Annotated in this window: 12 protein-coding genes and 1 rRNA gene; 11 read left to right on the plus strand and 2 right to left on the minus strand. The window is 57.4% G+C overall.

What is annotated here, in order from left to right; translation table 11 throughout:
- Both rrf and J3481_RS09600 read left to right on the plus strand, forming a co-directional pair.
- Positions 1-98, plus strand: a 5S ribosomal RNA gene (gene rrf, locus J3481_RS09595); the annotation flags it as partial.
- A gap of 443 nt (positions 99-541) precedes the next feature.
- Positions 542-1,093 (plus strand): hypothetical protein, encoded by a 552-nt coding sequence (locus J3481_RS09600; protein WP_206831821.1) that lies wholly within the window; start codon positions 542-544, stop codon positions 1,091-1,093.
- 5 nt (positions 1,094-1,098) lie between these two features.
- Here the strand turns inward: J3481_RS09600 and J3481_RS09605 are convergent, their stop codons facing one another.
- Positions 1,099-1,776: an IMPACT family protein gene (locus J3481_RS09605; RefSeq protein WP_206831822.1), complete on the minus strand. Its 678-nt coding sequence runs from the start codon at positions 1,774-1,776 to the stop codon at positions 1,099-1,101.
- 602 nt (positions 1,777-2,378) lie between these two features.
- On the opposite strand from J3481_RS09605, the gene J3481_RS09610 reads away from it, so the two are divergent.
- The 8 genes from J3481_RS09610 (at position 2,379) to J3481_RS09645 (ending at position 13,018) form a co-directional block, all read left to right on the plus strand.
- Positions 2,379-5,867 carry a beta strand repeat-containing protein gene (locus J3481_RS09610; protein WP_206831823.1) on the plus strand — a complete coding sequence of 1,163 codons (3,489 nt, stop codon included), beginning with the start codon at positions 2,379-2,381 and terminating at the stop codon, positions 5,865-5,867.
- Between the two features lie 806 nt (positions 5,868-6,673).
- Positions 6,674-6,970, plus strand: a complete 297-nt coding sequence (locus tag J3481_RS14695; RefSeq protein ID WP_236011506.1) for a hypothetical protein — start codon at positions 6,674-6,676, stop codon at positions 6,968-6,970.
- A 272-nt stretch (positions 6,971-7,242) separates the two neighbouring features.
- Complete coding sequence (locus J3481_RS09620; protein WP_206831824.1) at positions 7,243-7,899, plus strand: HlyD family secretion protein; 657 nt, start codon at positions 7,243-7,245, stop codon at positions 7,897-7,899.
- A gap of 24 nt (positions 7,900-7,923) precedes the next feature.
- Complete coding sequence (locus tag J3481_RS09625) at positions 7,924-9,504, plus strand: DHA2 family efflux MFS transporter permease subunit (protein WP_328702094.1); 1,581 nt, start codon at positions 7,924-7,926, stop codon at positions 9,502-9,504.
- Between the two features lie 35 nt (positions 9,505-9,539).
- Positions 9,540-11,705, plus strand: a complete 2,166-nt coding sequence (locus J3481_RS09630; protein ID WP_206831826.1) for an efflux RND transporter periplasmic adaptor subunit — start codon at positions 9,540-9,542, stop codon at positions 11,703-11,705.
- Positions 11,683-12,189: a MarR family winged helix-turn-helix transcriptional regulator gene (locus J3481_RS09635; RefSeq protein ID WP_328702165.1), complete on the plus strand. Its 507-nt coding sequence runs from the start codon at positions 11,683-11,685 to the stop codon at positions 12,187-12,189. Before J3481_RS09630 ends, J3481_RS09635 begins: the two co-directional genes overlap by 23 nt.
- Before the next feature lie 226 nt (positions 12,190-12,415).
- Complete coding sequence (locus tag J3481_RS09640; RefSeq protein WP_206831828.1) at positions 12,416-12,601, plus strand: hypothetical protein; 186 nt, start codon at positions 12,416-12,418, stop codon at positions 12,599-12,601.
- A 21-nt stretch (positions 12,602-12,622) separates the two neighbouring features.
- The gene (locus J3481_RS09645) at positions 12,623-13,018 is read left to right on the plus strand and encodes an efflux RND transporter periplasmic adaptor subunit (protein ID WP_206831829.1); all 396 of its coding nucleotides are present in this window, start codon (positions 12,623-12,625) and stop codon (positions 13,016-13,018) included.
- Here the strand turns inward: J3481_RS09645 and J3481_RS09650 are convergent.
- A complete protein-coding gene (locus J3481_RS09650) occupies positions 12,955-13,395 on the minus strand; it encodes a hypothetical protein (protein WP_206831830.1) in 441 nt (146 codons plus the stop codon). The two genes, J3481_RS09645 and J3481_RS09650, sit on opposite strands and share 64 nt — an antisense overlap.
- A gap of 256 nt (positions 13,396-13,651) precedes the next feature.
- On the opposite strand from J3481_RS09650, the gene J3481_RS09655 reads away from it, so the two are divergent.
- Positions 13,652-14,872 (plus strand): ABC transporter permease, encoded by a 1,221-nt coding sequence (locus J3481_RS09655; protein ID WP_407929329.1) that lies wholly within the window; start codon positions 13,652-13,654, stop codon positions 14,870-14,872.
- The last annotated feature ends 1 nt before the right edge of the window (position 14,873 follow it).

Genomic DNA, 14,873 nt, shown 5'->3' on the forward strand with positions numbered 1-14,873 from the left:
GGGCAACACCCGTACCCATCCCGAACACGGACGTGAAGACCTCCAGCGCCGAGAATACTGGGAGGGAAGCCTCCTGGGAAGGTAGGTCGTTGCCAGGCGAGAGGACAAAGGTCAGGCACCCATCTGCCTGGCCTTTTGTCGTTTCTGGCCCCATCTCCCCGCGCCATCCACCACGCTGCCCACCATGCTACTCGCCCGTGCGCTCCCCATCCATTGCACCCAGTCGGCCCATTCGTTTTCAAATCGCAGATGTGTTCTTCCTTTCGCTTCCACGCATAAACCCCGATCCCCACCCCTCTGAAGCGAAGTACCCAAAGGGGGCGAGCAGATCTGCAGGCCGAAGGCCGAAGCCCTGCTCGCCCCTTTTGGGACGAAGCTCCTTTTGGGACGAAGCCAAGTCCACAAACGTATAATTCCATATTGACAGAATTCATAGACTCAGGATACCCTAACAGCGAAGATGCAGGAATCTCCAAAGATTCTAATCACAAAGGAAAGGAAGGTTTCCATGCATCAAACCCAAGAAGGAGGATTTCGTTCAATGTTTATCCTTCCCGAGCCAGCCCATCATCCAATCGCAGACGTACCGCTCTACACCCAAGCCGACGCGCCTCGGATGGGCGAAATCGCGCGTCAAGTCATCGCGTTTGTGCCCGTGTACTGCCAGGGAAATCGGACGCTCGTCCTCTTATCGGGTGGCCACATGTTCTATCTGCCCTACCGCGCACAATGGGTGCGGGAAGCCTTGCTTCGCCACTTCGCCATCTCTCAGCGCGATCTCCGCCGGGCATGCGAGGAAGATCTGAACCGCAGCCTATTCGCACCAGTTGTCATTCCGACAGAGGGCGTTGCATATGCTCAAGTTCGGGTGCGTAGGCCGATTGGCCGAAACGACGGCGCGCAGGGGTTCTTTCGCATCGACGCCATCCGGGGTGTGCGAGCGGCCAACGCCGAAGAGACGGCCGTGCAGATGGCGGATGGAATAGAGTTCATCGTGCGGATGCCGCGCCCGAAGGTCGTCGAGCGCATTCTCGCTGCCCGATCCGCCCTGATCCTGCAACAAGCCCGCGGCGTGGCGTATCCTCGCTTCTGATCGCGTCAACCGGGCGCATCTTGGTTGGGCCAGACGTCGCGGACCAGCTCGCCGCCATCTGTCAGCCCTACATACGCAGGAGGAGACACTTCGCACTTCGCTTGACCCGACGTCGCATCGGACAGCAGTTCGAGGGACCGCGGCACCTCGGCTTCCCGCACGACGAGCTGAAACCGGACGACGTCGGCAAATTCACTCTCGTAGATTCGCAGGCCCGCGTTCTCGAGAAGATGTGTCAGCTTTCCGTAGTGCTCATACGCGCATGTGACTCGCACTTCGCACATCCGTGAGCATAGAAGCCTTGGCGCTTGCTCGAGCACCGCTGCCGCCGCTTCCGTATAAGCGCGGACAAGTCCGTTTGCACCGAGCAAAATCCCGCCGAAGTAGCGGGTCACCATGACGAGCACGTTCGTGAGGTTCTTTCGGCGGATGACCTCAAGCACCGGCCTGCCAGCCGTACCACTCGGTTCGCCGTCGTCCGAAAACCGCTCGTGCGGCACCTGGACGCCCATCCGATACGCGTACACGTGGTGCCGCGCGTCCGGGTGCTCCGCGCGAACACCGGCCAGGGCCGAGACGGCGTCCGCCTCAGTGCGAACAGGAATCGCCGTGGCGATGAAGCGGGATCTTTTCTCGACGATCTCGGCCGTCCACGCCCTGGCGAGCGTCTGAAAGGTATCCATACCAAAACCCCCGAATTTGCGATGCGGTCAGCGAACATCACTGTAACAGAAGGGGGACGCGGGTACAACGACTAGGGGCGAAATGAAGCTTTGAAAAATAAAGCTTCTCTCGGCTGGCACCCTCACAAACGTCCGAGGCCAGTCGAACTATGTAGGCGTAAGACGGAGAGGAATGCATCTGGAGGGCAATGCGACCTCTCTGCCGAGAATATGCCGAAAACTGCGCCACGCTTCCTTGCGAGGTCTTTACTTGCAAGGGAAGAAAGCGTATAATGCGGCAATGAGGCTGCTATATTTGGGATACATAGCTTGCTAGAGTGGCCTACATTGCTGAGAAAAGCCCTCGTGGTGTCGAATCCTGGCGGCAAAAGCCAGGGGAGGGATAGGTCGAGGTAGCCACTGAAGGGAGGGATGTCTTCCTGCAGTCCGGAAGCGGCGAGAGGTTCAAACCATCGCGGAAAGTACGTCAGCGCGATTCGGTGACTCGCTCAAGAAAATCTCCGGATCTGCGGGGGCAGTGACGAATGGCCAAACACGGGTGACCTTCGTCACCGAACTTCAGGCTAGTGATTCTACAGTAGTTGTAAGGAGGAGAAGGGGACTTGAAACGCACACTGAGTGGCATTGCTTCAGCTGCAATTGTCCTGGGTGCCATTAGCCCGATGGCGTTCGCGGCCACGTCCACAAGCGGCCTCACGCCGGCTGGCCAGCTCCCGATTGTGGTGAATGGCCAGGTCCTGTCGAACCCCTATGAGATGGTGGGGTATGACTCGGGCAACAAGACGGGATTCTTCCCGATCTACTACTTCAGCCAGGCGCTCGCCAAGATTGGTATCCAGTCGACTTGGAACGGTGCAACGCACACCTGGGCGCTGACCGATTCCAACGTGAACGCGGCGAACGTCCAGGTCGCGGGTGGCGTGGGCACCGGCAACACGACGGTGACCCTGAATGGCACTGCGATTAAGATGTTCAACACGCAGGCCGCGAAGGACCCGGCGGGTGGCCCGGTCACGACCTACATGCCGATCTACTACGTGAACAACATCCTGACGGCGCTCGGGATTAAGGGCACGTTCAGCGGGCAGACGGGTCTGAACATTACCACCGCGCAGAACACCTCCGGTTCGAGCCTGAGCGCAATCTCGGTGACCGGTGCTACGAGCGGTAGCGGCAGCGTGAGCTCGCCGGCTGTGGTGCTCAATGGCGGCAGCGTGACGCTGAGCACGACACTGACCGACGCGAATGGCAACCCGATTCCGAACACGGCGGTCACGTTCAACGTGTCCAACTATGGCAACTATCCCGGATACCTGCCGACCGTCAAGAACGCGAGTGGCGTAGTTGTGTCCGGTACGAAGCAGACCAATGCGGAGCAGTACACGGTGTACACGGACAGCAATGGTGTGGCGAAGGTTACGCTCAGCGGTCCGTCCGGCCAGACCTACGCGTACCAAGTGGTTGCTACCGCGCCGTACCAAGGTTCCAGCAGTTCTGCGGTGAGCACGCAGCCTGCCTATGTAGAGTTTGTCGTGAACAACCAGGCAGGCCTTGCACCATATGCTTCGGACAGCAGCAATCCATACCGTGCGGCAATGGGAACCCCAGTGCCGATTACGGTCGTATTGCCGCCTAACTCGTCTGGTCAGCCGCAGGCGAACGTGGCTGTGACATTGACGGTGACATCGGGCAGCACGGACAATCCTTGCCATGCGGAGTTTGTGAACTCGTCGGGTCAGGTTCTGGGACAACAGATCCAAGTTGTGACCAACAGCAACGGCGTGGCCCAGGCATATTTGTCTGACTCTTACGGTGAAGAAGTCAAGGTTTCCGTTTCGGATTTGCCGGTTGGTGTAAACGCACCAGATGCAACGTGGATCAGCTTTGCGCAGGCTGGCATCCCAGCAAAGATTGCCAACCTGAATGTCAGCAGCAACAACCCGAGCATCGGTGACCAAGTGACCGTTTCGGGTCAGTTGCAGGATGCGGCGGGCAATCCGGTGCCGAATGGCCAGATCCTTGTCACTTCGCCGAACGTGACGGCGAGCGGCGATAGCGGACACCTTGCCTACGTGAACGGCAGCACGACCACCACGTTCCCGCTGATCAGTAGCGTATCCGCGGGTGCGCCGGCGACTTCGGCGTATGGCGAAGTGGTGACGGCCGACAGCAACGGCAACTTCAGCTTTACTCTAACCGACCCGCGCGTGGAGACGGTGCAGTTCTTCATCTATCCCGTCGCCAACGGGCAGGTCCAGAGCAGCACACCGCTGAACAACGCGAGCGCCGACCAAAACACGCTGAGCTTCGCTCAGTCCACCACGTTGGCGTATCTGTCGATCGGTTCGTTTGACAGCTACGTCCAAGCGAACAGCGACACCTCGCTGAGCGGCTTGACGGCGGTGGCAAACAGTGGGCCTCCGTATACGTCGCAGTATGTGCATGACGAGAACATTGCGACTGTCTATGTGGAGCCGCAAAACTCTGCTGGGCACCACGCCGGCGGTGCGCTTAACAACACGGCGCTCACATACACGCTCAGCGTCGATAACGGCGGCGTGATTTATGAGATCAACGGCACGCAATTGGCGAGCCCGGCGGGTGCGGTGACACTGCAGTATGACGGTGCGGGTCACTTCACGGCAAATGGCCAAACCATTCCTGCGCTTAACACGACTGGAGACATCTGCGACTTCAGCGTGGGTGTGACCAACGCCAATCCGGGCACGACCACTTTGACGGTGCAGTCCGGTAATGTGAAGTCTACAGCGACCATCACGTTCAATGCGTATGCGCCTGCTCAAGTTGCCAACTTCTCGCCTGGTATCGCGACTGTGGTGGGCGGTCAGAAGCAGCAGATCAGCTTCCAGGTGCAAGATGTCAATGGGAACCCGGTACCTAATGCGGCGGCCACCATTGATACCGACGAAAGCCCGAATGATCCGTTCTGGATCACTCAGGTAAACGGGGTTGCCCTGCAAGAGTCCTTGAACATGGGTAGCTCCGAGAACCCCAGCTATGTGACCGAGCCTACGCCGATTCCGCTGGGTGCGGTACCGAAGGCGCTCAACTACGACGTGAGCATTCCGGGTGTCGTCAGCTGGCAGCATACCGGAAACGAGATTCAGGTCTACACCGACTCAAATGGCAACGTCCAGCTCACGGTGCAAGCAGGTGGCTTGAGCTATCCGACGCAGGTTGACGCTAACCATGATACGGCCAACCCGAACAACATCGTGCAGGTACCGACCACGTCGAGTACGAGCAGCAATATGGTCGAGTTCTTCACGAATCCGAACACGAGCGGTAACACGGTGCCGCTGTTCGTGGGTGTCGGTAATAGCCCGAGTGGCTTGCCGTCCGGCTTTATCGAAATTGGTGCGCTTGGCTGGACGGGTTCAGGTAGTGGCACTGGTACGACGACGCCAGTCTCAACTGGGTTGTACTATCATCAATCCGGTTCTCTGAACGGCAAGGCAGCTGTCGCTTCTAAGGCAGGCTATAGCATCGGATTCAGCACTGGGACAAGTGCCGCTGCATCTGCGGCAATTACGGTCTCGGTTGGTAATGACGATAAGCAGGTGAATGTCTTTGCTGGGGATAATGCTGCTTCTGTTGCGCAGTTGATTGCCCAGGCTTTCGCAAATGACTCGACCTACAATGTCACTACCAACGGCTCAGAGGTCATCTTCACTGAGAAGACCCCGAGCGGGAATCCGATTCCGGCCGTAACCGTGACGGATAATTATACTGCGCCAACCAATGTGACGGCCACGGAGGTGCCCGCTGACACGTCTACGGGTAATGTGGCTACGGCGGGGGCGGTTACGTTGACGTTCTCCGCGCCATCGGGGATTACGAGCAACGGAACCCTGGTAGTCTCGGTTGGCTCGGGTTCGGTCAGCGTCCCGTACACTGCGGGTGAGAGTGTGTCCACTGTCGTGGCTAACCTGTACGCGCAATTGGTTGGAAACCAGGCCATTACCGGCTCGTACTCGATAACTACGAGCGGCAACACGGTTACCATCACGCAGAAGAATGCTGGTCCGACCACGGATACCGTTACTGTCAGTGGTGCGACGAGCAACTGACCGTGCGTTGGCAGTGTAGAGTGAGGGAGACTCAGACATCGTCTGGGTCTCTCTCTTTTTAGTGCGCCCGGCATGGGCGGTAGCTAGGCGGTGAAAGTCCGCTGCGGGGGTTGGCTGTTACCAACCGCTAGCCAAAGGCAAGGGTGTCCATCGTGAGGTGGAATCTGAAGGAAGCCGGAGGCAAAGCCCCGACCTGAGGACCACGAACCCAAGGTGAGGCTGCTGCATTCGGGCGAGTCTGCTAGACAAGACAAAGCCCCATACAGCCAAGGGATGCAGCAGTAAATTGGGCAGGTACATGGGGTGAAAGCGACCGTTCTTACCCGGGGAGGCCTGCTCGGCACGCCGGTAGAGCCGGTAACCGCCGCCGAGAGGCGGCGCTGAACGAGCAGGAGTCAGCAGAGGTCATAGTACGCAGGTGAGCGCTCACCCGCGGAAGGACCGAACGTGAAACGAGGATGGACTGGATGCTGTCAACATCGGATGTAAAATCCCCAATAGCATCGGATGAGAATTCCCCAAGATCATCGGCCTACATTCCTCAAAATCATCGGGATGAATTCCCCACCCCCATGTCGAATCGTGGCACCTGTCATCCGTTCATGGGAGGCGCCCGTCATGAGGGAGGACGAGAGGATGGAGATCAAGCAGCTGTACGAGGCAGGCGCCAGTATCTCGGTGCTGACCCGAAGATTCGGCCATGACGGAAAGATCATTCGCAGCGCACTAATTCATCGCTGGAGGAGAAGCAGGGCGCAAGAGCGTCGCGTGGAGAGCGAAAGAGAGGTTCCGAGCTGGAGCCCTACATGGACTACGTGAAGCAACGCATGCAACTCGGTGTTCTGAACGCCGAACGAATTCTGCGAGAGATTCGGGAGCAGGGCTATACCGGCGGGATCACCGTCCTGCGTGAGTTCATGAAGCCACTTCGCCCGGTGGTCTCTGCCAAGGCCACGGAGCGCTTTGAGTCGGATCCTGGTGAACAAGCCCAGATCGACGTGGGGTTTCCTCTACTACACCGTCCCCTGGCCCATTTGGGCCACACGGTTCTGGGCCGGGAGCTCGAATCGGGCGGCCGCAGATCAAAGGCGGCGGACAGGTGATTCATGTACAAGTTGTAAAGTGGAGGTGATTTCGACGGTGAGCTCTCGACAACGTATAAGGTAGTTGGATATGGACGGTAGAGCAAGCGATCTCAATGAGCGCGGTAGCATAAACTAGTCCCGTTTCCGTTACGTATGTTCAGTTGACATGTTCTTCAGAGGCGAGGTATGCTAGAGCAGGTGTCACGATTGCTAAACAATTGGGCTGCGCAATAATTAAGCCCAGGCAACTCACTTCAAAGGCCGCACAAGAGGGGTGACAAGTCGAACGTATGAAGCCGGCTGTCAAACGTTCCATTCAGGTGGGTGTTGGAGTTGTTCTTCTGGCTGCATTGGTCGGAGGGGGGGTCTACTGGTATAACGCGAGTCAGTACTTGACCACTGATGACGCATATGTGGATGGCTTTCAATACGTGATCGAAGCGCCTGTCAGCGGAAAGGTCGTGAATTGGCAGGGATACGTCGGGGCGACCCTGTCCAAGGGAGCGGTGATTGGCGACATTCAAGAGCAGATGGGGAACGCGATGTCCGATGTACCGGTTGAAGCGCCGGGGAACGTCTCGATTGTGCAACGCGACGTGGCTGACGGTGAGGAAGTGGCGGCAGGCACGCCAATGGCGTATGCCTATGACCTCCACAACCTTTACGTGACGGCGAAGGTGAAAGAAACCCTCATTCGCCAGGTTCACGTGGGACAAAAGGTGAAGATCAACATCGATGCGTACCCAGGGCAAACGTTCGAAGGCGTTGTATCTCGGATTGGCCTTTCAACATCGAGTGCTCTGTCGTCTATTCCTTCTGCCAGTGACAATGCCAATTTCACGAAGGTGACGCAGGTCATCCCGGTGACCATCGACTTTACTACATATCCCGTTGTGCCGATTGTCCCTGGCATGGACGTCACGGTCCATATTGATAAAAAATCGTGATGGGAGATGAAGCCCTTGGATGCTGTGACTTCGGCGCAGGCACAACACCGGTCATCTCCTTATCTCCAACTGATCATCGTGCTGATGGGCACATTCATGGCCGTGTTGGACACGAGTGTCGTGAATGTTGCGATTCCCAAGATGGAGGTCGCGTTAAATACCAACACAAGCGATATTCAGTGGGTCCTCACGGGTTACATGCTCGTCACGGGCGTGATTGTACCGACCTCAGGATGGCTCATTGATACACTGGGGCCGAAGCGGTTATTCCTGTTCTCGATTGCCGTCTTTACGTTGGGCTCAGCACTCTGTGGTGTGGCGTGGAACCTCCCTTCCATGATTTTCTTCCGTATCATCCAAGGTGTGGGGGGCGGATTACTTCAGCCCGTTGCACAGACGGTCATTTATCGCACCTTTCCGCCGCAACGAATCGGCTCCATCATGGGTGTGTTCGGAATTACCATCATGGGTGCTCCTGCGTTCGGTCCGTTGCTGAGCGGATACTTTGTTGAATACTCCTCGTGGAGATGGATTTTCTTTGTCAACGTTCCGATTGGCATTCTCGCGCTGATTTTAGCAGTTCCATACATGGATGAGCTGCCTACCTCGTCAAGTTTCAAGCTTGACGTTTGGGGATTGACGTTCTCAACGATAGGCTTTTTCAGCTTGCTCTACGGATTTAACAATGTGCCGGATCACGGATGGGGTTCAACGCAAGTGCGTGTGGCCTTGGCGATTGGCACCATCGCGATACTTTTCTTTGTGATCACAGAGCTGAGAACAAAAAATCCACTTTTGCAGCTGCGATTGCTAACGACGTACACCTATTCAATGAGCCTGATCGTCGTTTCCATCCTGAGCGTGGCGCTCTTCGTCGGCATCTTTCTTATGCCGCTCTACCTGCAAAATATCCGCGGGTACAGTGCGCTTCGAACCGGACTGTTTGTGACGCCGGGGGCGTTGGCGAGTGCGCTTGTGATGCCCATCAGTGGGCGCCTGTTTGACAAGCTTGGTGCTCGGCCGCTTGGGCTTTTGGGAATTGGGGTTTTGGTGATTTCCACCTACGCATTCACATTCTTAACACCTGAATCTACAGGAGCGCACATTCAGTTTCTTTACATTGTCCGCAGTGTTGCGATGGGAATTGCCATGATGCCCATTATGACAGCAGGGACGACCGCGGTGGTCGCCAAAAATCCCATGTTTGCCGGACAGGCGGCAGCGCTTACGAATACCATTCGGAATGTCGCGTCGGGGCTCGGCACCGCCATCATGACCGTGTACATGACGAAGCGCGAAACGGTTCGCGAAGCGGAACTCGCGTCGCAATACGACCCTGGCAGTCCGCGGGCGATGGAATTATCTCAAGCCTCGGCGCACTATTTGGCGCAGGGGATGTCGCCAGCCGAGGCTCATGCCCACGCAGTGATGCAAGTTGCGCAAAACCTTCAAGCCAACGCCTTCGTACTTGGCATGAACGATACATTCATGGTTTCAACATTGCTCGCCATCGCCGCGTGGATTGCGGTGATGTTCATCTACCCATTTGGGAAGTCGGCGCAGCGGCGACCTTCCCATTCAGGGGTCTCCGCCGTGATGGATTGAAGTGAATCCTTGAATCGTAAAGGAGGTTTTCTTTCATGAGCACTCAGCCGCCAATTCATGAGGAAATCCCCAGTGGAAGGCGTCCAAATGGAAAAGTTGTGGCGGGTGTGGCAGCCGCAGTGGTCGTCGTTCTTGGCACGACCATTGGCATTCTCAGCACGCGTTCTTCCGAGGCAGCGACACTGCTGCCTGAGAATGATCTCTATACGTTGCGAACGGCGAGCGCTTCATCGACCCTCGTGACGCAGGGGACCATTGAGAGCAAAACGCAAGTTCAGGCGAGCTTTCAAGGTCCCGGCGGGCGTGTGTCCCAAGTCGACGTACAGGTGGGCCAGCATGTGAAGGCCGGGCAGGTCCTTGCGCAGCTGGACGACTCGAGTACGCGGCTCGCCATTGACCAGGCGAAGGCGACTTACGAGCAAGCGGTGGCTGCGGTGGCGGAAGCCAAGGCTGCGATCGTGGAGGCAGGCGGAAGCCTGCTCTCCGCCCAGGGGAATGTGGGTCAAGCCAAGGCAGGCGTAAATGCGGCGCAAGTCGGCATCAAGCAGGCCCAAGCGGGCGTCAACGAAGCAGAAGGGCAACTGAATCAAGCCAAGGCTGGGCTCACCAAAGTGACCGAAGGCCCCACGGCGGCGCAAAAGGCTGTGGCGGAGCAAAACGTCCAAGCGGCTGAGGTCGCGGTGGAAAGTGCCCAAAAGGCGTATGAGGACGCGCTCGCGGCTTACAATGACCGTACACAAGCCTATCAGCAGCTGGTCGCGGCTCAAAACGCGTACAATCAAGCCAAGGTTGCGTTGGAGACGGCACAGGCCAATCAACAGTCGAACATAGCCGCTGCTCAACAGGCTGTGCAAACCGCTGAGCAAAACCTGCAGATCGCTCAGACACAGCTCAACAACGCAGAACAGAAGGACGGCTCCATCACGGAGCAGCAGGTGCAGCAAGCCTATCAAAACTATCAAGACGCCTTGTCGCATTACAACTCGTATCAACAACAGTTCGGTACAGCAAACAACCCGTACGCACAAGAGGTTCAGAGCTATGAAGCCATTTATGAAGGATTGGAGCAGGGCTATCAGGAGTTGCAAAATGCAAAACAGGCCTACAACGCGGCGCAGGCTCAACTAGCTCAGGCGCAGTCACAGCTGAAAACGGCGCAAACGGCGGTTTCGAACGCTCAAGCTCAATACGATGCTGCGGAGAGCGCGCTACAGGCGGCCGAGCAGGCGTACAACGATAGGACGGCCCAACAAACGGCCGTGGACCAGGCGCTTGCACAATTGAACGCGGCCAAGGCCAACCTGGCGACGGCCAAAGCGCAATATCAAGAAGTGGTTCAACCACCGGACAAGGGATCGCTGCAGTCGGCCCAGGCAGGCATCCAGACGGCCAATGCAGGTGTCCAGAACGCCCAGGCAGGTGTTCAAGCGGCCAATTCAAAACTTCAAGCGCAGATTGCAGGGTTGCAGTCGGCTCAAGGTGGCCTGCAAGAAGCGCTCGGATCTCAAGACGCGGCGCAGGCCCAGTTGCAAGCCGCTACGGCGCAAGAACAAGCGGCTCAGGCTCAGTTGCAACAAGCCGAGCTCAATGAGAGCTACATGACGCTTCGTGCGCCGGTGAGTGGCGTGATCGCCGCGAAAAACATTGAAGTCGGGAACACCGTTCAACCTGGGCAAACCGCGTTCGTCATCGATACGCAGGTCTATGAAGTGGTCTTCCCGGTTTCTGTGGATCAGCTGAGCGAAGTCCACGCCGGTCAACAGGTCTCCATGACGGTTCCGGGGATTTCGTCTACCCTTCACGCGACCATCTTTCGGGTTGACCCAACGCCCATCCAAAATAATGGAGACAGTTACGAAGTGGAGGCCATTGTCAATCAGCCGCCGGCGAATCTCAAGAACGGCATGACAGGTCAGGTGACCGTGAATCTCGGAGAGCTGAAATCCCAATTTGTGATTCCTAGCATTGCGATTCAGTCGTGGAACGGCCAAGAGGGCGTCTTTGTGTATAATCCTCATGCCAAACGCTCATCGGCTCAAAGCAGCGGATTGCCGCCGTACGTGGAGTTTGTTCCGGTTTCGTATACGCCGGTGAACGGGTACCAGGATGTCGTGTCCGGAAATCTCGAGTCGGGTGACAAGATTGTTCTCGGCGAGGGTGCGTTCCTTGTTGGACGAAGTGGGCAAGAAGATGAAAACTGAGCTGATAGAGGGGGGCGCTGCGAAGCCGGGGGAGATGCGTGAAGAACCGCTGGCGCGTACGCTGGCGGTGACCACGTATCTGCTGGTGCATTCCGCGTTCCTTCAACCGGTTCGTTCGCTCACGCCGGGACAGTATGTGCTCATGGACTTGGTCCGAAGGAAGATCGCCACTCGGACGATGGATCTCGCGGATCATCTCGGTGTGTCGCCAAGCGCCGTGACGATTATGTTATCTCGGATGGAGAAGCGAGGATGGATTCAGAGGACCGAAGACCGGAATGATCGGCGAGTTGTGCATGTAGCGCTTACCGAACAAGGACAGATGGAGCTGACGCGGGTAGAGCAAGTGCTGTCGCTCATCATCCAGCGGTGCACACGAGACAACTCGGATTACAGGTCGTTGGAAAGGGCGTTAAGAGCTTTACAAGAAACACTTGTCGTTCATCTTCGCACATCTGGACCGGTATCGGGACAAATTGAATAGACCGCGATTTCGGCGGCCCTGCGGATGTTCGTGCGGGGCCGCATTTCGCATGTGCGTGATCCGATCCGACTCAAGTCATTTTTCATACCCATTTTGGGTCCTCGTAGCTCGATAAAATTTCAATTCTCATTCAATCCAGCCTCACTACATTATGTTTCGAGAGTCATCGCAATGGCTCTCTTGGATGTGTTAGCCGAAGAATGAGCAGAGATGGAGAATGGGGATTGTGCCGGAGCCCGGACGTTCAAACGGGGTGCGGAAGAGAACGAGAGGGCGCAGGTGGATCTGGGCGGGCGCGGCGGTCGTGATCGCGCTCGGTGTCGGCATACCCGTGGGGCTGACGGCCTTCCGAGGCGGGCAAACCGTCTACGCCAGTGCCGAGTACACCGTGGGTTATCGAAACATCACCTAGACCATCAGTACAACGGGGACTGTGGCGTCGCCTTCGACGTACAGTCTGAATTTCCTGCACTCGAATGCGCCTGTAAGCGCCATCTACGTCAAGGTGGGGGAGAAGGTTCGAGCAGGGCAAGTGCTTGCGAAACTGGATGACGCCACGCAGCAGGTCACATTGGAACAGGCGGAGGCAGGCGTGACCGAAGTGAAGGCTTCGCTGATGTCCGCAGAGGCGAAGTTACAACAGGACGAATCGGGTGCAACTCCGCAAACCATCGCGCTCGATAAGAACGCCATTGCCGACGATGAAACAGCCGTGGGGCAGGCAAAACAGGCGTACCAATTGGCGCTCCAGGCGTACAACGACGCTCATCGCAGGAGCAGGCCGTGCAGAGTGCCGAACTTAATCTCGTGGAGGCCAAACAACAGCTGAACTCTGCATCCGATGCGGTGCAATTGGACGAGCAGCAGATTGCGGCGGATCAAGCCGCCATCAAGAACGCCCAGGAACAGTTGCAAGGTGATGAGCAATCCGCCGCCGATTCTCAGACGCTCGCGCAGCAAGCGCTTCAGTCCGACGAGCAGACGCTGCGAGCGGATGAGCAACAACTCAGTGAAGACGAGCAGCAATTGCAAAGGGACGAAAACAATCTTCAGGTTGTCGAGCAGGAGAATCCCAACATCACTCAGCAGCAGGTTGAGCAGGCTTACGCGCAGTATCAGCAGGAGTTGAGCTTCTACAACAGCTGGGCACAGGCCGGGTACGCGGGAACGAATCCGTATACCACTCCGATGCAGAATGCCCAGCAATTATACAACACGCTGAACGACACCTATCAAGCAGTTCAGAGTGCGGAGAACACGGTGACGCAAGATCAAGAGAAAGTGAATCAGGACCAAAACGCCATTCAGCAGGTGGAGATGAACATTTCGAAAGATCAGGCCGAGGCAACACCATTATTCTGGTCACGCACGATGCCGAGGTCGGACGCCATGCGCAACGGATCGTTCACTTTCGCGACGGGCGAGTGGAGTCGGACACCGCGTGCGCGTATGAGGGGGACCGCTGATGTTCCTGGAGATTTTTCGCGTAGCATGGCGCAGCATCCGGGCCAACAAGATGCGATCGTTTCTCACCATGCTCGGCATCATCATCGGCGTGATCGCCGTCATTTTGAGCTCCGCCATTGGGCTGGGCGCAAAGGCGAGCGTGACAAAACAGGTGGAAAGTCTCGGCTCCAATATCCTGACCGTGATGCCTGGGGCCTTGACGGTCGGTGGCGTCAGTCGAGGCTTCGGGGCCGTGTCAACGCTGACGGTCGCGGATGCGAACGCGATTGCGCAACAGGATCCGGATGTGGAGTACGTTTCACCGATGGTGACGGCCAACGAGCAGGTGGTCTATGGCGGCAACAACCTGAACACATCGATTGAGGGTACGGGTGCCGATTATCCTGCGATTCGAAACGTGACCCTGGCAATGGGGCGGTACTTCCTTCCCTCCGAGGTACAGGACGCGGCCAACGTCGCAGTGCTCGGCAGCCAAGCGTATCAGACGCTCTTCAGCGGGGTCGCAGCGGATCCGATCGGTCAGACCATTGAGATTGGGGGTATCCCCTTCACCGTGGTCGGCGTGGCTGCAAGCCAAGGCGCCAGCGGCTTTGCGAACCAGGATGACGCCATCGCGATCCCGTACACGACGGCGATGAACCTGTTTAGCGGCGGGAACACGGTCAACGAGATTCTCGTTGCCGCAAAATCGCCCGACGTCATGGATCGCGCGCAGTTGGAGATCGAGTCGACCCTCCGAGCGATGCACGGCTTGGCGCCTTCTCAGTCGGACGACTTTCAGATTGTGAATCAGGCGACCATCCTGAACGCCCTCAGCGGCGTCTCCCGCATCCTGACGTTGCTTTTGGACGGCATCTCGGCTATCTCGCTGCTCGTCGGAGGGATCGGCATTATGAACATCATGCTGGTGTCGGTCACGGAGCGGACGCGGGAGATTGGCATTCGCAAGGCGATTGGCGCGACGCGCCGGGTGATTTCGGCGCAATTCATCACCGAGGCGACGCTGTTGAGCGTGGCGGGGGGCGTGGCGGGACTCATCCTCGCGGGCATCGGGACGGCCATCATGTCGAAGATCACGGGCGACGGCAATCTGTTCTCCCCGGCTGCGGCCGCCGCATCTCTCGGGTTTTCGATAGCGGTCGGTCTCATTTTCGGGGTGTACCCAGCGCGCAAGGCCGCTCGCCTCAAGCCCATTGATGCGCTGCGATTTGAATAGC

Source organism: Alicyclobacillus fructus, assembly GCF_017329605.1.
In the GTDB taxonomy this organism is placed as follows: domain Bacteria; phylum Bacillota; class Bacilli; order Alicyclobacillales; family Alicyclobacillaceae; genus Alicyclobacillus; species Alicyclobacillus fructus.

Excerpts from the sequence above, each read along its gene's own strand:
- J3481_RS09600 (WP_206831821.1), top strand. The coding sequence starts at position 542 with ATGTTTATCCTTCCCGAGCCAGCCCATCATCCAATCGCAGACGTACCG.
- J3481_RS09605 (WP_206831822.1), bottom strand. The coding sequence starts at position 1,776 with ATGGATACCTTTCAGACGCTCGCCAGGGCGTGGACGGCCGAGATCGTC.
- J3481_RS14695 (WP_236011506.1), top strand. The coding sequence starts at position 6,674 with ATGGACTACGTGAAGCAACGCATGCAACTCGGTGTTCTGAACGCCGAA.
- J3481_RS09620 (WP_206831824.1), top strand. The coding sequence starts at position 7,243 with ATGAAGCCGGCTGTCAAACGTTCCATTCAGGTGGGTGTTGGAGTTGTT.
- J3481_RS09630 (WP_206831826.1), top strand. The coding sequence starts at position 9,540 with ATGAGCACTCAGCCGCCAATTCATGAGGAAATCCCCAGTGGAAGGCGT.